Raw genomic sequence first — 21,295 nt, 5'->3', positions numbered from 1 at the left:
CCCCTAGCTCAATTTGTCTATGGCACCACGGAACGAGCTAACCGCACGCCGCAGCTCATCTTCTGTCTTGCCCGTCACCACCGCACCTAACATGATCGCTTTCACTCCCGCGCGCTGCAAGGATAGTACATCTCCTGTAACCAGCTTGCGCTGGGAAGGCACCAGTACGGGAAGACCGGAATGGTCGGCCAGATACCGGTATTTCAGCAGGTCTGCTAAGCTGAGACCCGTGCCGTATTCGCTGCCAGGCACAATGGATGCTTCAAGCGCCGTGATCCCGAACCGCACCCCCGCCAGAACTTGATTGAGATCATAGGTATCATTAATGGCAAAGGTCCGGTCCAAGCCGTGATCCTCCAGCATGAAGGACGGCAGATGATGGGCATAGATCGAATAGAAATCGAACCCGAGCGGAGCAAGCCGCCTAATCTCTTCTTCCGACACACCTTCTAAGCTGCCTGAGGGCACTACCCCAAATGGACCGTCAAAGGCAGCCCGAATCTCGCTAAAAGTATCTTCATATCTATCAAGCGGACCGAAATGCGTACCGCTGGCCCGGTGGCCGACATTAAAATGAACCTTCAAAGCATCCGCGCCCTCCTCAAGCGCTGCCTTTGCCAATCTTACGTCATTGGCAGGAAGGCTGATGATCAAGGACAGGCCGCTTTGCTCCAATCTGCGCTTTAATTTACCCATTGTATTCCGCTCCCCATATCGGGCGGTCCGTCAAGCCGGACACTGCACTTCTCTGAATGCCGGTTGACGGCCCCAAGCCCGGAGTCTTATTTCAAAATAGCCTCGACATCGCTCTGCATCTTCGCCATATTGTCCTTGGCGGATGCGGATTGTCCGAACAGGCGGTCAAAGCCTTGCAGCACCGCATTGTCGATATCCTGCCAGCGGATGTGACCCGGAATGATGCGCGCCTTCGGCATTTCATCGATAACAGCTTGCACGATGTGCTCAGCAGGCGGGTTATTCGGCTGGTTCAGGAAAGCATCGGAACTCAGAACCGATGTACGCGGAGGTACGAAATAAGTGGATGTTGCCTCAATGCCTGACTGGCTGGCGAACAGCTTGAGCAGCTTTTTGGCTTCCTCCGGATGCTTGCTGTCCTTGAACAGCGTATAGCCGGCTTGGCCCAGCATCGGAACACTGCCTGCGGAGCCCGACGGCATAGGTGCAATGCTCCATTCAAAGCCTTTAATGTCACGCGCTTTCGAGACATAGCTGTAGTTGTCGAAGAACATGCCCAGATTTCCTGCGTCGAAGCTGATCTGCTCGCCAGCTTTCGGGTGGGATTCGTCCTTATACATCATCCGCTCCAGCAGCTCCATGGTCTCCACGCCGTACTGGTCATTCCAGGTGAATGCGGTCAGATCCTCATTGAACGGGCCGCTTCCATAAGACCACGCGTACGAGGACAGAATCGCCCAGGTCTTCCAATCACGGAAAAAGTTCGCGCCATATACCCGGCCCCCAGCGTCTTTGACAGCAATTGCTTTGGCCGATTCCTCAAAGGTCTTCCAGGTCCATTTCCCTTCAGAGGCCAGCGTATTCGGGTCGGTCAGGTTCGCCTTGTCGAACAGCGTCTTGTTGTAGAACATGACTACCGGCGGTGTCGAGAACGGCAGGCCAAGTAACTGATCCCCGTCCCGGAACAAATCTAGCGTACTCGGAATATAATCGTCCAGGTTAAAGGAAGCATCGTCTTTGAAGGAGGAGACATCCGCCAGAATGCCGTTGGCCTTGAACTGCGGGATCATCCGCTCCGAGACCCAGGCAATATCCGGAAGGGATTTCCCTGCGGCCAGGACAGATATTTTCTGCTGATAATCCGTGAATGGCACCGAATCCATAGTCACCTTAATGCCCGGATTGTCTGCTTCAAATTGGCTGATCAGCTTGTTGTACACATCCATATGCCCTTGATTGCCCCACATCAGAAACTTTAACTCCACATCTCCCTGTTTCCCGGAACTCTCAGCATTTCCGCTTGCTGCGGGCTTGGCACAACCTGCCGTTAAACCCAGCAGCATGGCTGAAAGAAGCACTGCCCCTGCTTTTTTCATGAATATCCCCCTTCGATATGTTAGTTTTAATGACTCTTTTAGTATAAAGGAGACGTATTGGGTGTAGAAATCATCCAAAATACAGGAATGGTTCGTTATATTTATGTTTTACGTTAGAATAATTAACATATCATTCTTGACTATTAAATTGATTGCGGTATTCTCCACCCGTCATCCCCGTCTGCTGCTTGAACACCAGCATGAAATGCTTCGGACTTTGATGGCCGGATAGCCGGGCGACATCATAGATTTTGAGCTGGGTATGGCTGAGCAGCCATTTCGCACGTTCCATCCGGGAATCGGTTACATAGTCTGAATAATTGCAGCCCGCCTCCCCCTTGAACAGCTGGCTCAGATACGTAGCGTTCAGATTGACATGGGAGGCTACCGTCTGCAGCCGCAGATCCCCGTCAATATGCAGTCTGACATATTCCTTAACATCCCGTATGATCTTGCGTGTATCTCCTCCGCTCTCCACCCGCAGCGGGTCTGGCGTCTGTTCCAGAGAAGATAGGCCATGACGCTTATCGAGCAGCAGCCGTGCTTTTTCCATCACGCTAACCAGCTCATGGCGTTCTACGGGCTTCAACAGGTAATGAAGAACACCGTATTCAATGGCTTTTTGGGCATATTCAAATTCGCCGTATCCGCTCACAATAATGACGAGCAGTCCGGGGTACATCGACTTCACCTTTTCGGCAAGCACCAGTCCGTCCATTTCCTTCATACGAATATCGGTAATCATTACGTCCGGCAGCTCGGACTTTAAGTACAGCAGCGCTTCCCGTCCACCCGGCATTTCAGCTGTCACCTCGAAAAAGGGCGCCGACCTGCTAATCAGCTCACGCATTCCTTGTCTAATCACGATTTCGTCCTCTACGAGCAGCACTTTATACATCCTTTTCTCCCCCTGCTTCCGGTATCGTTATTGTAATGGTCACAGCCAGCCCTTGCCCCGGACTTCCGTCAACCGTGAGGCTCCCGCCTTCCCCGTACAGCAGCTTGATCCGCTGGCCGATATTGCGCAGCCCCAGACTCTCCTCCTCGCTGCGCCGGAGCGAATCCATGGAGGGATCTTGCCCGATCTCCCGGTTCAGCGCCGTGAGTTCCTCCTCCTCTAAGCCGTTCCCGTCGTCGCGTACTGTAATTAATAGCTCGTTGTCAAAACGCAGCGCGGACACCCAGATCGTCCCTGCTTCGCGCCCTGCGATCCCGTGATCGATAGCATTCTCCACCAGCGGCTGAATGGTAAGCTTCGGTATGCGCAAATGCAGTACTTCTTCTTCAATCTCGTTATGCACCGTCAGATTCCCGCCATAGCGGATCTGCTGGATACGCACATAGGAGTCTACGAACGCAATTTCCTCTCCCAGCGATACAAGCCGGCCAGCCTTGTCAATCGTATAGCGAAGCAGCTTGCCCAGTGCGGATACCATGTCCGATACCTCTTCATGCCTGCGCTGGACGGCCATCATATTGATCGATTCCAGCGTATTATAGATAAAATGAGGGTTGATCTGACTCTGCAGGGCGGACAGCTCTGCCTCTTTTTCCCGTAGTCCAATCACGAGCACCTCATGAAACAAGCGGTTAATTTCGTCCATCATCTTATTGAATCCGCGGCCTAGCTGCCCGAATTCATCTCCCCCCAGCGGACTGACCCGCATGTTGAAATCGCCCCGCTCCACCCTGGACATATTGCTCTTGAGCTCCACCAGCGGGAGGGTAATCCGGTACGATACCGCATAAGCGAGCAGCAGCACCGTCACCAGGCAAAAGAGGGCAAGCCATAACGTGAAAATCATCAACGCACGCGACTCCTTCTGAATGACTCCGATCGGAGTCAAGCCGATGACGGACAAGCCTGAATACGGAGACCTATGGCTGATAAACAAATAATCTGTGCCTCCCAGCCTCTCCCGCTCCCCTCCATGCAGCTCATCGATCCGCCCGGAGCCCATAAGCTGGCCGTAGGCCGACTGCCCGTTATCCGGCTTTTGCTCATATAGCAGCCGCTGGTCTCCATCGATAATCATCAAATTCGTGGACTCTTCAATCTTCAGCTTAGAGAAAACGGAGCCGAAGGCCGATTGCTTAGCGTCGATAAGGATATAGCCCAGACGTCTCAGCGTCCTGGGTTCCTTGATAACTCTGGCCACCGAAATATAAGATGAGGGGTCGGTTCCGGCATAATATGACGGATGATGCGGAGGAAGAATGGTCCACTCGCCGTCCGACCGCTCCAAAGCGCTGAACCATTCATCGCGTCTTGCATCCCACGATGTATTCACAGCCAGCGGTTCCACGTTGGAGAACAGAGTTCCGCTGTTGCTCAGCAGATGGATGCCGCGGATTTCCGGGCGATCGTACGCCTGTGCAGAGGTATATAGCTTCATTTTCTGATAATCTTCAGACAGCGCCCATGTGCCTGAGCCCATAGGACCATCGTATTTAGCCAGAATAGATAACACCTGTTCATCATACAGAGGCATCAGTGACAACCGCTCCAGATCCTTCAGCAGCCTGTCCAGATTGGCGTTGGCCTGTCCGGCGACATCCACTGTATATTGCTTTGTTTTCTCGTTCAGGGTGGAGGAGAAATGACGGTACGTCACCATCCCCTGCACACTTAACGGCAGTAGCGTCAGCATGGTGAACAATAGCAGCAGTCTGGTACGCATTTTACTTCTTCTCAACCGTAGGATCAGCCCCCGCAGCATCTCAAGACCTCCTTTTGTTAAGTAATCTGACATCTAAACCTGTTTACAGTTTATCGTATAATGTTCTGTAATTGAATTCTATCCTCTTATGTTTGGAAAAGGTACGGTTCAACAAAGTCAATAAACCCCAAACCTGCTGAGAAGCAAGGCCTGGGGTTTATTATTGACACTCTTCGATGGTTAAGTAAGGTTAACATAATATTGATTATTCGCCTTGATGCGATTATATAATTTCTCCCACATTCGTACTTGATTACTGACGTACTCTCTCAGCTCCGGCGGCCCCACAATTTCAGCATGAACCAATAGCGGCAGCACCCTCGCACAGGCCGAGCAATAATCATACATATTTACCGTTACAAGCCGTGCTTCTCCATCAGCTTCTGTATCCATGACCTCCAGCCCCTGCAAGATCTGCTCATTCTTATCACGGGTACGGATGACCACCGGATAGAGCTCCCGTGCTCTGCTGGTCTGAACAAAGGCTTGCTCTGCTTGACTCCAGTAGCCTTGGAGAGAGAACTGTTCAGGAATGGCATAGGTCTCGTCCAGCAAAGTAACGGCTGTGAACCTTTCGCATTTGAATGTCCGCAGACCACCTGCCCGCTCGCAATAGGCCGCAAGATACCACTCCCCCTGCTTCACGATGAGTCCATAGGGCTGCAGCTTCCGCAGCGAGCTCTCCCCATTCACCTTACGGTAATCTGCCGTAATCTTCCGCCCCCTCCACACTGCAGTGCGCAGAGTCTCAAGATACGGCACCGCTGCCTGACCGCTCCACCACGGCGTAGCATCGAACAGAAACCGGCGCTGCGCAGTACGGATATCCTCCTGGTAGGGTGCGGGCAAGCTTGTTTCCAGCTTCAGAAGCGCACTCTTGAGCAGCAGACTGGTCTCTCCTGAACCGCCCGCCGGCATGCCCATCCCTGTCAAAAAGAGCTGAACCACCTCTTCCCCATGCAGCCTCCGCAGATTCACCGTATAGCCTTCCATGAGCGAAATCCCGCCGTTCGGCCCGGTGGCCGACACAAGTGGAATGCCCGATTCCGCCAGGACATCAACATCCCTGTAGACCGAACGGACAGAGGTTTCCAGCGCTTCGGCCAGCTCCTTGGCCTTCATTTTTCCCCGGGATTCAAGCAGTAAAAGTATTGCAATCAGTCGGTGCAGCCGCATATGTCTCCCCCAAATCTCATGATTTATCAGCTATTCTTGCCACTCAGTTGTCAACAATACTGCATTAAGATGAATGTATCAAATGTAAGGAGCTGCTGCAAATGAATATTGGCATATTGGGAACTGGATTCGGGGCGTATCACGCCTCTCTGTTGAAGCACATGGAGTTTGTGGACCGGATCGTGGTCTTCGGCAGAAATGAGGCCAAGCTGCTGAAGCTGAAGGAAGAGCTCGGGGTAGAGATCACGATGAATGCTGAGGACATTCTGTCTGATCCCGCGATTGACGTAGTGGATATCTGTCTGCCGTCTGCGTTCCATAAAACCTATGCGGTAGAGGCGCTGAGACGGGGCAAGCATGTATTTTGCGAGACACCGGTTGTTCTGGAGCCTGAAGAAGGCCGGGAGCTGCTGGATGCCGAACAGCGGTATGGCCGCAGAATCCTCGTCAACCAATTCATCAAATTCGATTATGCCTATGAATACCTGGAACAGGCGGTACGTGAGGAGACCTACGGGAAGCTTCTGCATCTGAGTATGCGCCGTGAGACCGCTCCGCTCTGGGGAGATCTGGGCCTCACGGCCATCGCTGCCAATCTGATGATTCATGAGCTGGATTTCATCGCCTGGCTGATGGATTCACCTGAACCTTCTGCGGTCTGGGGGACCTCCGGGGGTAAGGATGGACAGGCGCTGGTCCTGGCCTCCTTCCTGCAGCCCGACTGGAGTGCACAGCTCACCGTCTCTTCGCAGATGTCGGGGAGTTATCCTTTTACTATCGGGTATGAAGCCTATTTCGAGCAAGCGAAGCTGGAGTTCCGTGAGTGCAGTGGTCCGAATGGGGTGATCCAGGCCAGCCTTACCGGGTACACTTCTGAGGGACAAGTAGCCCTCCCGCTGATTCCAAGTGATACTTATGCCAAAAGCTTGCACCATGCCCTCCTGAGCCTCCGGGACGGGACAAATTCTACGCTGTCGCTGCGACAGTCGCTGAAATCTCTGAACATGGCCTTCCAATTGACGAATCTGCTTACGGCGGGGACAGTAGCTTTATGATTCTGCCGGCCAGACACTGGCCAGTGCAGACTTAATGAATCGGGCCGCCCGGTACTAAGCGAAGTTTGTAGAACGGAAGTAGTTGGATTTTCTACATTTGCTAATGAACGAATCGTCCCACTTGGGATAACAGTTGGAAAAATGGCACTTCTTCAGGCACTTTCCCGGCAAATACGCAACATCGCCTCCAGTAGATGCTCATTTTCCAATTGCTTCCGCTAATCTATTGGATATTGGTGAAACAAGATACATTTTTCCACGTGCTTCCTCCCACAGCTTCACCCGGCAACCCTCTGCCGGTTCCTCCCTCACTGCCTTGCCCCAATGGATTGACAACAAACGCCCGATTTGGCAGGGTTTTTCCTCCTTTTTCCGTGTGTTAGTCGCTAAGTTCAGATCAGAGTTTGATATTAGGGGTAGTGATTAGGGGAGCTTGTATTTTTGTTTTTTCTATTGTGAATTTTTCATATGTTGAAATGTGGTTATTAGAGAATGTAGAGTTGCTGTATTTCGTTTTGTGGGTTTTTGTTTTGTTACACTATCGTTAGCGACTTTAAGTTAACATAATATTTATTATGTTCTATCGATGTATTGCCGTCGATGTTTTGCCGTCTCTCTTTTCGTCTAATTCCCCTTCAATTTAACGCATTGCCGCTTCAAAATACTGCTGCTCCACCTCATTACATCGCCGCTAACCTTCGTTCTCCTCCACCCTACCCGCCTGCCGCCATCGTATGCGCGAAGCGTTCCAGCTTATCCATGGACAGCCCGCCTCCTGTCTTGTGCTCCTTGCCTTTTACCATACGTATAACCCACTTATCCAGCGCAGATATCCGGTCCGGGTAGATCTCATCGCCCATAATCTCCCTGGCAAGCGCCTTGCTGTACATGATCCCGGGATACGCCTGCTTAAGCTCCTGCTCCCCCTTCTCCCCTGTCATTCCTGCACAGATGAACAATCCCAGACGCTTGGTTAAAAGCTCCTGCTTGTGCTGGGCTGTGAATGCAGCCATCTCTTTACGGATTTTTCCATAGTAGATGGAGCCGCCTAGAATTACTGTGTCGTAGCCAGTCAGATCCGGCAACTTGCCAGATTTCAGATTGACCAATCCGGCCCCGTCCAGCCTGGCTTGCAGCAGTAATGCGGCTTTTTCCGTACACCCGTACTTGCTTGCAAATACGATCAATATCCGATTGCTCATTGCGTCCGCCTCTATTCTATGGGTAATGGGCCTGCGGGTTGTCCAGGTTCCTGCGCATTGCGCAGTACAACAATGAGACACCAGATGACCGCCAGATTAAACAATGGAAACAGAATCAACTCTACCAAGGAGACATAAACACCGGCCCTCAGCATTCCAATAATCATGGAGGAGATGGAGGTCAGCAGGGTTGCCGCTTTTACCAGGACAACTGGAGCCAGAAGATAACCGTAAGATTGCCTGCGGACGAGTAATGTCCCTGTCAGAACCATAAGCGGAAGGAGTACAGCTAAATCCAGTGCCTGAATTACCAGCGTGGTGTAATGCTCTAGCCCAGCAGGCACGGTTCCATCCCGCCAGGCACCGGCAATCCGGCCCAGCCATAGCATGATAATCAGGAAGGCGATCAGCAGCAGGATGAAGCCAATGCTTACCGCCGGAAGCTGTGACTTCATCACTACCCCGTCCCGTTCCACCGAGCGAAAGACCATAATAAATGCAAATAAGCTGGCCGAGAACAGCATGACATAGACCAGAAACAGATCATTATACATGGCCAGAAAACAGTATGAAGCATAGGTATAGGTGAAGTACCCAAGCGCTCCGGCCAGCAGCAGCCGACCCCGGATGGTTCCTCTAAGACTCAGCAGCAGAGATACGAGCAGCAAAGGAATGCCAACCACTAGAGTAATGCCATCCTGAGCGATAGCCTGAGAAGCTGCGGACAAAGAATCATCCTTGTAGATGCCGGTACCGTACAACTCAATCTTTTCTCCCCGGATGGAGGTATAGAATGGATGACTTCCCCCCTCCTCTGCCCCTTCACCTGAAAATAGCCCGATTGCTGACGCAACAATTCCAAGCACAATCACCATCCACGTTAAAATGCTAATGGTTCGTCTATGTCTCACCTTAATCCCCCGATCCTTGTGCAATCTGCACCATGGCTTCTATGTGCCGGTTAATCAAAGCCTCCTTCTGCACCTCAGGCAGACTCCCCTCCACCATCAGCCTCATAATCAGCCCGAAGGCTGCGCTCCAGATGATTTGGGCGGTGAGTTCAAGCTCCCTCTGCTCACAGGAGGCCATCCCGCTGAATTGACGGAGCGTCTCACAGAGACCAGCGATCCCGCTGCGTTCCAGGGCTGCTCCCTGATGCAAAACCCCGGTATGGCTAAGCACGGACGGCGAAACATTCAGCATCATACTCCGGTACTGTGAGCCTTCCGCTGTTGTCACCTTAATGAACTGTCTAAGCGTGCGTCTTAAACGCTCTTCTGGAGAGGTTTCATCCGGCGAAGCTTCCGATCCGGCAATCAGTCCGCCCATTAACTCCCGGTAGCCCCGCTGAAGAAGCTGTTCTACAATATCCTCTTTTCCCTGAAAATAGTGATAAATAATACCGGCCGAATATTCCATCCGTTCAGCGATTTTGCGGATCGACAGCTGCCTGATCCCCTTCTCCGCGAGCAGCTCGCCTGCCGTAGTAAGAATCAGATTACGCATCGCTTCGCGCTCCTGCTCTTGTCTCTCTACTTTGCCCATGATTGTCAGACTCCTTCTGTTAGGGTGTTTCTGCTTCGTTTCATTGAACACTGTAATGTTTTTGAACATCGTTCAACTTAGATTATAGACGCCGGTACTTCAGAAGGTTGTGATTATTTATACAGCAAAAAAGCCTGAAACCCCGCAGGAGTCTCAAGCTTTCGAGCTTCGGCAGGTACTCTGCCTAATCAATATTAGCGATTTTCCACTCCCCCTGCTTATTCAGCAGCAGAGAGATCTCATTGTTGCTATCCGTAATATAGCCCTCAGAGGTCATCTTCGTAAACTCTACTAAGAAGGCTGCCCGTTTGGTTCCCTCGACAGGAATTCCGACTACGGTCAGTTTATGGAAGCGGTAGATATTTTTATGATCCAGCAAGAATTGCAGCGCTTCCCCAAGCTTCGGATCTATCATCGCCTTAGCGAACTTCTCCTTGTCTCCGGCAGACCAGGCTGCGATACAGTCCAGTGTCTCCTGAAGCGCTTGCTTATTGCCCGGACTAGAGCCTACATCAGGTACCTTGAAGAAGATTCCCGGCTTAATCGGCGGTTGCTTCTCCATGTACTCCATACCACTCAGCATAGATGTGAAGAGGGGAAGCAGCTTATCCCGTTGCTCGTCCTGAATATGGATCTCGGCCCGGTAAGAATCCTCGTGGGCTGTGAAAATAAAGGCCTCAACCCTCCGGTTCCCCTCCACACTGCTCCCTTCATATTCCTTGAACTTCAGCAGTCCCGGGTCTATACCGGGTTCGAACCTTCCGCCAGTTGCACCCTTCTCAGAGCTTAGCTTAATTAACGTAATATAATTATGCTTGTCCGCTGTCCCCCACGCCGTTCTGCCATCCTGTTCAAAACGGATCATCGTCTCCGGCAGAAACACCCCGAGCGGTAAAGTCTGGTCTGCGGAGTAATTCGCTTGGACATTGACGCCATCCAGTTCGTAGCCACTGCCGCTTCCTGAATACTCCCGTACTTCGGGAATCAGCGACACGGATTTAACAGCAGTCGCTGCTGTGGCCGACGGAGTCGGAACCGCGGCTTCAGGAGCAGCTGCCGTAGCTGCTGCGGGCGTAGCTGACGGCTGAGCCGTGCGCTCTGCACCCGAAGACCCCTGATCCGCAGCATTGCTGCAGCCTGTGCTGATTGTAATTGCAGCAGCTAGACAGCCCGCTCCCCATAAGCTCATTCGCTTGGACAATCTAATCACCTCAGTTACCAGACGCTGGATATAATCCAAAGTTGCGCTGAAGCCTCCCAGGAATAGGTGAATTTATTTCTTAACTCTATTAGTATTTAATGTGCTGAAGTATTGGCTGGGATTGCCTTGGCGGGAGTTGAACCGCTCCTGGAAATCACCGCCGGTGTAAGCTCCGATGACCCGGTGCCAGAAATCCCGCGCCGGGGTGTTGGCACGAATCTGCGACACCTTCCAGCTTCCGGGGAACATGTCGAACAGCCGGTGAGCCGCCCAGGTTCCTACCCCGCTGCGCCGGTAGCGCTGCATTACAAAAAACTCCGTCATATAGAACTCGCCCTCCGGGTCGCGCAGCAGACGGTCGATCAGGGCAAAGCCTGCGACATTGCCGTCTACGGTGAACAGGTAGGCGAATTTATTTTTGCCGCTGCTCCAGTAAGCCTCAAGTCCCGGATAGGACGGGAACAATCCTTCACGGTCCACCTCCAGCTCCAGGTAGCGGGTAAAGTCATACAAATAGAACTGCATCAATCTGCTGATAATCTGCTTCTGCTCTTTAGGAACCAGCTCGATTCCAAGTTCCATTAAGGTTCACCTCTGCCGTTTTCGTTTACTACCCATCATATAACTTTGTCTCATCAGGAGCAAGGTTTGCCGGAAACATGGTAAGATAGAAGCACAGCCCTCCCCCTGGGGGAAACTATAAAGAAGGTGAAGCTCATCAGTATTCAAAAAGCTACCGACCGGGCAAACCTGGATCAGCGGCTGCCGCAGATGCCCTGGTTCGTCCAGCAGTTTATCGACTATAAACGGCCGGATCTGTCCCCCTCCACGCTGCTGGAGTATATCCGGGACTATGAATCTTTTTTCGGCTGGCTGCGGGGTGAAGGTCTGTCTGTTGCGGCCAGCAATGCTGACATTACTCTGCTTGAGCTGGAGACCCTGCATATGGACAGCATTGTCGGCTACCGTCTGTACTTAACCACCCGGGCTGAAAATGCGAATTCGCGGGTAACCGTATCCCGTAAGCTGTCTGCGCTGCGCTCCCTGTTCCATTACTTAAGCCAGATTGCTGAGGATGAGAACTTTTACCCGCTGCTGAAGCGTAACATTATGGCCAAGGTTGAGATCAAGCGCATTCACAAACCGAAGGATACCGCCGCCAAGCTCAAAGGTAAAATTCTGGAGGACGAAGAGCTGCTGGAGTTCGTAGGCTACATTTATGATGGATATGGGACAGATGTGGAAGCCAATAAGCAGGCTTATTATTCTTGGCAGCTTAACCGGGAACGGGATGCCTGTATTGCCAGTCTGATCCTGAATTCCGGTCTGCGCGTCTCTGAGGTAGTCAACCTGAACGTGGATGATCTGGATGTCAACAACAAGCTGCTCTATGTCTTCCGTAAGGGTCATAACGATGAGACGTTCAAGACCCCGGTCTATTTCCGGGAACAGTCGAAGGATGATCTCAGCTTGTACTTGAGCCTTCGCCAGAGCAGGTACAAGACGCCGAAACGTGAAAAAGCCCTCTTCATTGCCCTGCCCAACGGCAGCAAAGAAGGTAAACGGATGACCAAACGGGCGATCCAGGAGATGATCATCAAATACGCCAAACGGTTCGGCAAGCCTTATCTGACGGTTCATAAGCTGCGGCACTCTTTTGCCACTGATTATTACCTGCAGAACGATATTTACCGGACGAAGGAACAACTGGGCCATGCTTCTACGGAGACTACCGAGATCTATGCCCATCTCACGGATAAAACGATGTCTGAGGCGATTGAACGCCGTATGGACAATGAACCAACGCAATAATCTGCGTGAACCGCTATGTTAATCCCATTCATTTTTTGGAGGAATACGTTTGTTAGACAATCATTCATTTCCTGAATCCCATACTGCGAATCCCGGACTGCCGGAGCTGCAATCGGATTGTCTGAACTGCTTCGGTCTATGCTGCGCAGCGCTTCATTTCTCTGCTTCCTCAGACTTCGCTATTGACAAGCCTGCCGGACAGCCCTGTCCCAATCTGCGGGCGGATTTCCTTTGCGGCATTCATACGGAGCTTAGAGATCGCGGCTTCCGGGGATGTACGGTATACGACTGCTTCGGGGCCGGTCAGAAAATCTCCAATCTAACCTATGGCGGACGCGACTGGCGTCAGGCTCCTGAGACTGCGGGACAGATGTTCGAGGTTCTTCCTGTGATGCGCCAGCTGCATGAGCTGCTATGGTATCTGCACGAGGCACTGACACTGCGCGGGGCCGAGACCCTGCATGATTCGCTTGACAAAATGCTGGAGCAGACGCAAGCCCTCACCCTGCTCAGCCCGGAAAAGCTGCTTCAGCTCGATGTGCCTGTACACCGCGCTGACGTCAATGAGCTGCTGCTGCGTGCCAGCGAGCTAGCGCGCACCGCTGCCCGCAAGCAACTCTTCCCGGCTCCAAAGCGCCAGAAGAGCTATGGGCGCGGAGCCGATCTGATTGGGGCAAGGCTACGCGGGGCCGACCTCCGCTGCCTCAGTTTACGCGGCGCTTATCTGATCGCTGCAGATCTGAGCGGCGCTGACCTGCGGTTCGCCGATCTGATTGGCGCAGACTTCCGCGACACGAACCTAAGCGGAGCCGATCTGCGGGGCAGCCTCTTCCTCACTCAAGCGCAGCTGCAAGCTGCGCAAGGCAACCCGTCCACCAAGCTCCCGGAATCCTTAAGGCGTCCGGAGCACTGGGTCTAAGGAGAATAAACCGGATGATGTTCTATCCGGTTTATTTGTAATTTTCAAAGGGGTGGTTCAGATATTTCCCCTTGCCATATGACTGCCGTTGTTTTATATTGACATGACAGCAGGTCTAAAATAAATGAGGTGAACGGATAAAATGACTCCCCGCACGAAGGAACAGAACGAAGATATCCGGCTGCGGCGGCTGGTGCAGATCCGCAAAGCAGCAGCGGACGTATTTTTGAATAAAGGGCCTCTATTAGAAATCCGGGATGTGGCTGCGGAGGCAGGTCTCGGTTATGGTACGGTCTATCATTATTATAGCAATAAGGGCGATTTGCTTCACGACCTCTTATGGGATGCGCTCGACCGGGCAGCGGAATGGCTGAAGTCCCCGCCTATGGCAGAACCGGAGCTACCGTTAAAGATCCCGCTGGAGAGTTCTGCCGCCGGGGTGCGGCTGTTGCAGCTGTGGGCGGAGGATCATGCTATCTATCTGCTGTGCAAGCAGGCGGGTGAGGGATTCCCTACCCTGCCTGAAGCCCGCTCTTCCCCGCTCATTGCCGAGTTCCGCCGGGAGGTGCTGACCCCGCTGTCCACGATGCTTGGCACCGGACTTATGGAGAACTCACTGATTCCTGGAGGGATGGCAGACGACGCGCAGCATGAATTGCAGTACACGGAGATGCTGTTAGCCGCTCTCGTTGGCTGTGCTGCATTGTCCCTCCGCAGAGGGCAGCTGAATGAAGATGCAACGGAGATCGTCAGAGTTCTGAAACTATAAAAGACAGACACTATTGAAAGAAGAAGGAGTGGCTACAGTCAACATGCTTATTCTAAAATCCCCCAGAGAAATTGAAGAGATGAAAAAAGCCAGCCAAATTGTGGCCGACTGCTACCGTGAGGTGTCCAAACATATTGTACCTGGAATCACAACGCTTGAAATTAATGATCTTGTGGCCAAACATATCACCAAGCTCGGCGGCAAGCAGTTCACCAAAGGCTATAACGGATTCCCTGCCGAGACCTGTATATCTATTAATGATGTGGTGGCACATGGGATTCCATCCAGCAGACGGGTCGTGAAGGAAGGTGACTTGCTGAAGCTGGACATAGTGGCGCAATACGGGGGCTGGTTTGGAGATTCGTGCATGAGCTACGCTGTCGGTGAGATCAGCCCGGAGGCACAGAGATTAATGCAGGTAACGAAGGAATGCCTTGATCTGGGGATCGCCCGGGCTGTTCCGGGAGGACGGCTGGGTGACATCACATCAGCCATCCAGCAGCATGCCGAAGCACACGGTTATTCCGTCGTACGCGATCTGCTGGCGCATGGCATCGGACGAAGTCTCCATGAGGAGCCGAGCTACGTACACATCGGCACTGCTGGCAAAGGCATCCGCCTCAAAGAAGGCATGGTATTTACGATTGAGCCGATGATTAACGAAGGCACATATGAGATCACCATCGACGATGATGAATGGACCGCGAGAACAGCTGACGGCAAGCTCTCTGCTCAGTATGAACATACCATTGCAATTACTGCAGATGGACCGTTGATTTTAACGGCACAGTAATCATTGTAGTAGAACCCTCCCGTTTCTATTTAGGGACTGTCCCCTAATAGAGAACTGGAGGGTTTTATTTATTACCCTTTTAACCGGGTTTTCCGGATACGGCGATGGATGCTGCCGCAGGATAGGATGGTATTGCTTGCTGGTTGGTGTTTTGGGGTTAGGTTTTGAACTTACTATTATGAATTTTTCATGTGTTGAATTTTTAACTAATTTTGAGTTCAAAGCAGCAGTTAATCGGGTGCTGTAGACGCTGGAACGATAGCAACTGTATTTTGTACAATAGAACGCGGTAGAAACAGCTTCGAAAAAGAATCTATTGTATTCCGTGCAATTGAATGTTGAACAAATGCCATTTTTCATCCAAAACACAACATTCTACTGTATGAAGTACAATAGAATCTCCTTTCACGGTCAATTATGCGTTTTCTATTGCAGGAAATACAATCAGCTACCGTTATCAGATAAATGACCGGGTTTTGCGGTTCTATTATGAATTTTTCATATGATGAAATAGCATAATAAAAATTTAGTTGGTTAGTCCTTTGACTTACCGGTTTGCTGGCCGGCCGCTAATAGACATGCTTAGGCTTGCCGTGTCTCATCCCCTGATCTCACCCGGCAGCTTCAGCACAGTTACCTTATCCCCGGCAGATAATTGTCCACTGTCCGGCGGGATGACGATCAGGCAGTCGCTGTCTTTAATCGTAACCGTGACGGATGACTCGTCTACGGCGGCTGGATAAGCATAGAGCACTGCTTCGCGGATCTCCAGGCGGGCGCGGACATAGCGGGTGAAGCTGTTGGTCCGCTTATAATCTTCACCCAGCACCGCTGTCCACTCCGGCAGATACGGCCGGGCTGCACCCTGCATCAGCCCGATGACCGGGCGGGCAAACAGCTGGAATCCTACGAAGCAGGCGCCCGGGTTGCCGGATAAGGCAAGGAGGATGCTCCCGCCGCGAACGGCTGCCGTGGTAACGCTGCCGGGGCGCATGGCTATTTTATTGAACAGCAGCTCTCCGCTCTGCTCACGGACCAAATCACCCATAATATCATAATCCCCGACAGATACGCCGCCTGTAGTGATCACCAGATCATAGCTTTCCAGTGCCATCTGCACCTTACTGCGGGCCAGCTCCAGATCATCGATGATCGCTCCCAGCATCACGGGTTCTCCGCCCGCCTCCCGGATTAGCGCCTCAAGCATGGGCGAGTTGCTGTTGCGGATTTTACCCGGGACTAACGGCTCGTCCACCTCCAGCAGCTCAGTTCCGGTGGCGAAGACCGCCACCTTGGGTCTGCGGCGGACAGGAACCTCCGGCACCCCGAGCGCTGCCAGAACAGCAATTTCGCCAGCGCCGATTAGAGTCCCTTCACAAAGTACCAGGTCACCCGTTCTAAGCTCAAGTCCGCAAGGGGTGATATGCAGCCCCCGCTCTTGCAGCTTGCGGATACCGACATAGGTGACTCCGTCCTCTACCCGGCTCTCCGTAGCTTCCATCATAATCACGGTGTCTGCACCGCGTGGAATCTGCGCCCCTGTCATAATGCGCGCAGCAGTGCCAGCCGTAATCTCTCTGGAGGCTACTGCGCCGCAGGGAATGACATCGACGACTTCAAGCCACACCGTGTCAGGGGCTCCTGCCGCGAAAGTATCAGCCGCTATCACGGCGAACCCGTCCATACTGGAGCGGTCAAATGCCGGAAAAGGATGCGGTGCATGGACAGACTCAGCCAGATAACGCCCGCTGCTGAGATGCAGGGGTACAGCTTCCTGCGCAAGCAGCGCAGCATAAGGCTTCAGCCTGCCTTGCGCCTCTGCAACTTGAAGCGCTGCGCGCTGAAATTTATCATTATTGTATTCGTTAGTCACTTTTCAATTCACTCCTTCTGCTTCATCCGCTGGGTTGCTGCTCATTAAGCCAATTACGCCCTATTTTAACATGAAGACATGGCAAAAGGGATGCACAGGCCTGTAACAAGCGCATGCATCCCTTATTCAATCCCGATTCTATTCAGCTGTCAGCAGCGCAGCCGCAGCCTTGCTACATTCAGCTTAAGACGCGCGGATCACTCTTACATCAGCCGACAGGACGCTTTCACCCTCATAGAGCATGAACCGTCCATTCTGCCATTCCACCCGCAGCAGACGCGAATCATCCGACTGGTATTGCCAGACATGCTGCTCTCCGCCGTTCATGTAAGGGGTCTGCCCGGTAACGGCGGCATATCCTTCATATTCTTCCTCCAGATAAAAGGTCCGGTCATCCAGCTCCAGGGTAGCCGGAACCTCAGAAGGGCTGTCCAGACGTCCGTCTATCGGGTGATACAATCTGTATTGCAGCTCTTCCCGCTCTTCTATATACAGATAGGCGATCCGGCTCCCGTCGCGCAGTGTCAGTACAACGGCATTCCGGCCGCTCGTCTTCGTCCGGCCCGTCACTTCATAGGTGACCAGGGAGACCTCACAGATATCTCCGAGAGACAGGGTCAGCATGCTTGCGGGCGCTTTAGGCGCCTCCGGCTTCGAGAACAGATTGCCGATTCTTTTCCAAAGACCCAAAGCCATCATCCTCCTACAGATTGGTACGCTAATCCTTCTTCTTATCCGCGGATAAAGGCCGCAATAATCAATGCTCCCGTCACATGCAGCGAGCCTGCCATCAGGCCGTAGCCGACCTTGCCAAGCTGGGTGCCATGATCCAGTTCAAGGTTCCCCCACCGGCTCAGGAGCTGCTCTACCGCCTTCTCCAGCACGAATAACAAGACAAAAGATACTATTGAGACTATAAGGGCGGTCCCGAGCCGGTTCGCCGCAGCAATGGATGCCGATAAAATATAGCCTTGTGACAGCAGCTTCAACACCAGCCGGGTAGTCACAGCCATGTTCCCCGCCTTCAGCTCTTCCATATCATTATAACGGGTAAACAGCGAATCCACGAGCATCAGCACACACAGCAGCACTGCGCCGCTGACCGTCCATACTACCATGGACACCAGGGTATCGAAATCCATTACTCCAGCCCCCGCTTGTTCATATTTCCTAACAGGTAAGACAAACATAAAGCGAAGGGGAAACCGCGCGTTCTGTCTCCCCTTCGCCTGTGGACAATTGCCTAAAGTCCGGCTTCTGCCAATATGTTATTATTTCTCGTATTGCTTCATCAGCGCAGCCAGCTCATCTTCAACCGCCTGGTCTTTGCCCAGCTTCTCGAACTCATCATCCAGCGATTTGTTGCCCGAGCTCATCTCGTTGCTGGCTTCAGCCTGTGCTTCGGCCTGCAGCATCTTGTCTTCCATCCGTTTGAGTCCGGCAGAAGCAGAGTCGGAGCTGAAGCCGCTCATCGCTTTGTTGATTTCGGTCTGCGCCTTCGCAGCGTTGTAACGGGCAACGAGTGTCTCCCGCTTGTTTTTCATCTGGGTAAGCTGTTTGCGCATTTCGTCGAGCTTGCCGCGCAGGTTGTCTGCGGAAGCCTTGTTCTGGTCGAAGCTGGCCTTGTACTCTACAAGCTTGGCTTCTGCCGATTTCTTCTCTTCAAGGGCACGGCGGGCCAGATCGGCGTTACCGGCCTGAGCGGCTGCATGAGCTTGCTGATTACGCTTGTTCACCAGCGCTTCCTGCTCTTCGTACAGCTGTTTGAATTTCTTCTCAATAGCGATCTGGGCAGCTACCGCTTTCTCGGCATCCTCCAGATCCTCCGTCATGTCACGAATGTACTGGTCGGTCATTTTAACCGGATCTTCTGCTTTATCAATAATCGCATTCACATTGGACATGGTCAGATCACGCAATCTTTTAAATATAGACATGGTTCATTCCTCCAAAAGTAAAGTTAGTGGTTCAATGGTATCTTTTACGCAGGGAGATGGGGATCGTTTCAAAAATTTGTTCCGGCCTTCTGCACTAAATATCGCTCCACCTTATCATTCACAATATTTACGACCGCAAGAATGCCCTCTTTGCTCAGATCGTCATAGTGAATGCCCATCACAACCGTGACTGTCCGGTTCAATGCGGCAGCAGCCTTCAGCGCAATGGCTTCACTGATCGTATGCTCCTTATGATGGGGAACGGCAGAGGTCATCACCCGCGCGAGGTCTCCGTCCATGTACGCCGTGCTTGCCGCACCAATATGGCGTACTCCCCCGGTAATCAGCAGCAGCAGATCGCGGCCTACCTCGGTCTCGGACAGCACAATATCATCAGCATGCACCGGATTCGTCGTCAAGCTGAACTCCCCTCCCTTTATATTAACCATAGGCTGTAGAGATCTCTCATTCTGCGGCAAAAAGATCATTGTATACAGGCCTGCTGCCTATACAATACCACGGATCTCATCCAGTGAGGAAATATTCTCTTCCTTCATAAACTGCTGCAATTCTTCTACAAGCGTACTGCCCGCCCGCAAATTCATGAAGTTGTAGGTACCAACCTGTATTACAGTCGCCCCCGCCATAATAAATTCAATAATATCCGTAGCCGAAGTGATGCCTCCCATGCCGATTACCGGAATGGTAACCCTGCGGGATACCTGGTGCACCATACGCAGAGCCACCGGCTTAATCGCCGGTCCGGACAGTCCCGCATAGAGGTTATTGAAGACACTGCGGCGGCGGCGGACATCGATCTTCATCCCGGAGATCGTGTTGATCAGAGAGACGGCGTCCGCGCCCTCTGCTTCGCACATCACAGCCATCTCTGCGATATCCTCTGCATTCGGCGACAGCTTCACGGCCAGCGGCAGGCTTGTAGCCGCACGGACCGCACGGACCACTTCCTGTGCCGCAGGAGTCTTCACGCCAAAAGCAATCCCGCCCTCCTTCACGTTCGGGCAGGAGATATTCAGTTCAATCATATCCACGGCCGGCTTCCCGGCCAGAAGACGGGCATCCGCATCCCGCTGGATCAGCTCCGCACCCAGTACATAATCCGCCAGCGTGTTGCCGCCCAGATTCACGATACGTGCGGTATCCAGCGTCTCCCAATATGGCAGCTCCTTGGCCAGAAAGGCCTCTACTCCCGGATTCTCAAGCCCTACACTGTTCAGCATCCCGGAAGGGGTCTCATAGACGCGGATTCCGGGATTACCGGCTTTGGCATGAAGCGTAAGACCCTTGCCGGAGATACCGCCCAGCAGGGACACATCGTATAACCGGCCATATTCACGGCCGAAGCCGAAGGTGCCGGAAGCCATGACAATCGGGTTCTTGAAGGACACACCGGCAATCGTTGCAGTTGTATTAATCATGGAATAATACCTCCTCAGCCAGGAAGACAGGACCGTCCGCACAGGCTTTGCGTTGCCCGTCCTTACAAGAGACGCTGCAGACCAGGCAGGCGCCGATGCCGCAGGCCATCCGGTTCTCCAGGGACAGATAGACGGCGGGGCGCTTGCCCCCAGAATCTGGAGCAATGCCCTTGAGCTGTGCAGCCTTCAGCATCGGATGCGGGCCGCAGACGAAGATATGGTCATACGCCGAGAAATCCACGCTGTCCAGAATCAATCCGCCTACATCGACGGTCAGCTCAGCAGCCAGAGGACGGAAGGCTTCGGTACGGAAAGGCTCGCGGCTGAAGCCGAGATAGATATCACTTCCCGGAAGCTTTTGCGCACAATAATACAGCGGAGCAATTCCGATCCCCCCGCCCACTAGCGCTACCTTGCCTTCGACCTGCGGGAAGCCTGTACCGAACGGTCCCTCCAGCTCCAGCGGATCGCCCGGATTCAGTGCGGCAAGGATCTCTGTTCCTTCGCCCACTACGTGATACAAGAATTCAACACCGTTATCATTCACCTGATGTATGCTAAGGGGTCTTGACAGCAGCGGATAGGCTCCCCATGCCCGCAGCATGTAGAACTGACCCATCTCCCCGCTGTTTCCCCCTTCAACTACCAGGTGGTACACTCCTTCAGCCAGCCGCTCATTACTAATCACCGTCGCCACGTTATCAAGCTCCTTCAAATTTAATCTTATTAACCATGCCTTAGAAGGAACTTAAAATCTGTGACATTATTCACAAATGATGCCC

22 protein-coding genes are annotated in these 21,295 nt (G+C 52.6%); 5 read left to right on the top strand and 17 right to left on the bottom strand.

Annotation, left to right across the window (positions count from 1 at the left end; translation table 11 throughout):
• Positions 1-3: 3 nt before the first annotated feature.
• The 5 genes from NSU18_RS02170 to NSU18_RS02150 form a co-directional block, all read right to left on the bottom strand.
• The gene (locus tag NSU18_RS02170; protein ID WP_341022277.1) at positions 4-696 is read right to left on the bottom strand and encodes a hypothetical protein; all 693 of its coding nucleotides are present in this window, start codon (positions 694-696) and stop codon (positions 4-6) included.
• 86 nt (positions 697-782) lie between these two features.
• On the bottom strand, positions 783-2,072 hold the full coding sequence (locus NSU18_RS02165) for an ABC transporter substrate-binding protein (protein WP_341148075.1): 1,290 nt from the start codon (positions 2,070-2,072) through the stop codon (positions 783-785).
• A 130-nt stretch (positions 2,073-2,202) separates the two neighbouring features.
• Positions 2,203-2,970, bottom strand: a complete 768-nt coding sequence (locus NSU18_RS02160; RefSeq protein ID WP_341022280.1) for a response regulator transcription factor — start codon at positions 2,968-2,970, stop codon at positions 2,203-2,205.
• Entirely contained in the window at positions 2,963-4,753 is a 1,791-nt protein-coding gene (locus tag NSU18_RS02155) for a cache domain-containing sensor histidine kinase (RefSeq protein WP_341148074.1), read from the bottom strand. The genes NSU18_RS02160 and NSU18_RS02155 overlap by 8 nt, the downstream gene beginning before the upstream one ends.
• Before the next feature lie 219 nt (positions 4,754-4,972).
• On the bottom strand, positions 4,973-5,968 hold the full coding sequence (locus tag NSU18_RS02150) for a helix-turn-helix transcriptional regulator (protein WP_341148073.1): 996 nt from the start codon (positions 5,966-5,968) through the stop codon (positions 4,973-4,975).
• Between the two features lie 101 nt (positions 5,969-6,069).
• Here NSU18_RS02150 and NSU18_RS02145 point away from each other — a divergent pair, with 101 nt between their 5' ends.
• On the top strand, positions 6,070-7,023 hold the full coding sequence (locus NSU18_RS02145) for a Gfo/Idh/MocA family protein (protein WP_341148072.1): 954 nt from the start codon (positions 6,070-6,072) through the stop codon (positions 7,021-7,023).
• A gap of 713 nt (positions 7,024-7,736) precedes the next feature.
• Here NSU18_RS02145 and NSU18_RS02140 read toward each other — a convergent pair.
• From NSU18_RS02140 to NSU18_RS02120, 5 genes are all read right to left on the bottom strand, one after another.
• The gene (locus NSU18_RS02140; protein WP_341148071.1) at positions 7,737-8,225 is read right to left on the bottom strand and encodes a flavodoxin domain-containing protein; all 489 of its coding nucleotides are present in this window, start codon (positions 8,223-8,225) and stop codon (positions 7,737-7,739) included.
• Between the two features lie 11 nt (positions 8,226-8,236).
• On the bottom strand, positions 8,237-9,136 hold the full coding sequence (locus tag NSU18_RS02135; protein WP_341022290.1) for a hypothetical protein: 900 nt from the start codon (positions 9,134-9,136) through the stop codon (positions 8,237-8,239).
• Position 9,137: 1 nt separating this feature from the next.
• Positions 9,138-9,770, bottom strand: a complete 633-nt coding sequence (locus tag NSU18_RS02130; protein WP_341148070.1) for a TetR/AcrR family transcriptional regulator — start codon at positions 9,768-9,770, stop codon at positions 9,138-9,140.
• 184 nt (positions 9,771-9,954) lie between these two features.
• Positions 9,955-11,010 carry a hypothetical protein gene (locus tag NSU18_RS02125; RefSeq protein WP_341148069.1) on the bottom strand — a complete coding sequence of 352 codons (1,056 nt, stop codon included), beginning with the start codon at positions 11,008-11,010 and terminating at the stop codon, positions 9,955-9,957.
• A gap of 33 nt (positions 11,011-11,043) precedes the next feature.
• Positions 11,044-11,553, bottom strand: a complete 510-nt coding sequence (locus tag NSU18_RS02120) for a GNAT family N-acetyltransferase (RefSeq protein ID WP_341022295.1) — start codon at positions 11,551-11,553, stop codon at positions 11,044-11,046.
• 135 nt (positions 11,554-11,688) lie between these two features.
• Here NSU18_RS02120 and xerS point away from each other — a divergent pair, with 135 nt between their 5' ends.
• The 4 genes from xerS to map all read left to right on the top strand — a co-directional run bounded on the left by xerS (position 11,689) and on the right by map (position 15,264).
• On the top strand, positions 11,689-12,783 hold the full coding sequence (gene xerS, locus NSU18_RS02115) for a tyrosine recombinase XerS (protein WP_341023351.1): 1,095 nt from the start codon (positions 11,689-11,691) through the stop codon (positions 12,781-12,783).
• A gap of 49 nt (positions 12,784-12,832) precedes the next feature.
• Entirely contained in the window at positions 12,833-13,702 is an 870-nt protein-coding gene (locus NSU18_RS02110; protein WP_341148068.1) for a pentapeptide repeat-containing protein, read from the top strand.
• Positions 13,703-13,844: 142 nt separating this feature from the next.
• Positions 13,845-14,471: a TetR/AcrR family transcriptional regulator gene (locus tag NSU18_RS02105; RefSeq protein ID WP_341148067.1), complete on the top strand. Its 627-nt coding sequence runs from the start codon at positions 13,845-13,847 to the stop codon at positions 14,469-14,471.
• 43 nt (positions 14,472-14,514) lie between these two features.
• Positions 14,515-15,264 carry a type I methionyl aminopeptidase gene (map, locus tag NSU18_RS02100; protein ID WP_341148066.1) on the top strand — a complete coding sequence of 250 codons (750 nt, stop codon included), beginning with the start codon at positions 14,515-14,517 and terminating at the stop codon, positions 15,262-15,264.
• Between the two features lie 598 nt (positions 15,265-15,862).
• Here map and NSU18_RS02095 read toward each other — a convergent pair.
• From NSU18_RS02095 to NSU18_RS02065, 7 genes are all read right to left on the bottom strand, one after another.
• The gene (locus NSU18_RS02095; RefSeq protein WP_341148065.1) at positions 15,863-17,137 is read right to left on the bottom strand and encodes a molybdopterin molybdotransferase MoeA; all 1,275 of its coding nucleotides are present in this window, start codon (positions 17,135-17,137) and stop codon (positions 15,863-15,865) included.
• A gap of 183 nt (positions 17,138-17,320) precedes the next feature.
• Positions 17,321-17,827, bottom strand: coding sequence for a DUF4178 domain-containing protein (locus NSU18_RS02090; RefSeq protein ID WP_341148064.1), 507 nt, complete (start codon positions 17,825-17,827; stop codon positions 17,321-17,323).
• Positions 17,828-17,868: 41 nt separating this feature from the next.
• Positions 17,869-18,279, bottom strand: a complete 411-nt coding sequence (locus NSU18_RS02085) for a DUF350 domain-containing protein (RefSeq protein WP_341022306.1) — start codon at positions 18,277-18,279, stop codon at positions 17,869-17,871.
• A gap of 129 nt (positions 18,280-18,408) precedes the next feature.
• Positions 18,409-19,074, bottom strand: a complete 666-nt coding sequence (locus tag NSU18_RS02080; RefSeq protein ID WP_341022308.1) for a PspA/IM30 family protein — start codon at positions 19,072-19,074, stop codon at positions 18,409-18,411.
• A 68-nt stretch (positions 19,075-19,142) separates the two neighbouring features.
• Positions 19,143-19,493 (bottom strand): prenylated flavin chaperone LpdD, encoded by a 351-nt coding sequence (lpdD, locus tag NSU18_RS02075; RefSeq protein WP_341148063.1) that lies wholly within the window; start codon positions 19,491-19,493, stop codon positions 19,143-19,145.
• Between the two features lie 87 nt (positions 19,494-19,580).
• Positions 19,581-20,513, bottom strand: coding sequence for a dihydroorotate dehydrogenase (locus NSU18_RS02070; RefSeq protein ID WP_340753374.1), 933 nt, complete (start codon positions 20,511-20,513; stop codon positions 19,581-19,583).
• The gene (locus tag NSU18_RS02065) at positions 20,506-21,210 is read right to left on the bottom strand and encodes a dihydroorotate dehydrogenase electron transfer subunit (RefSeq protein WP_341022315.1); all 705 of its coding nucleotides are present in this window, start codon (positions 21,208-21,210) and stop codon (positions 20,506-20,508) included. Before NSU18_RS02065 ends, NSU18_RS02070 begins: the two co-directional genes overlap by 8 nt.
• Between the last annotated feature and the right edge of the window lie 85 nt (positions 21,211-21,295).

This window comes from Paenibacillus sp. FSL H8-0048, from assembly GCF_038002825.1.
GTDB lineage: Bacteria > Bacillota > Bacilli > Paenibacillales > Paenibacillaceae > Paenibacillus_AQ.
Note: the sequence above shows the minus strand (reverse complement) of the source record. Positions and strands in the feature narration are given on the sequence as shown.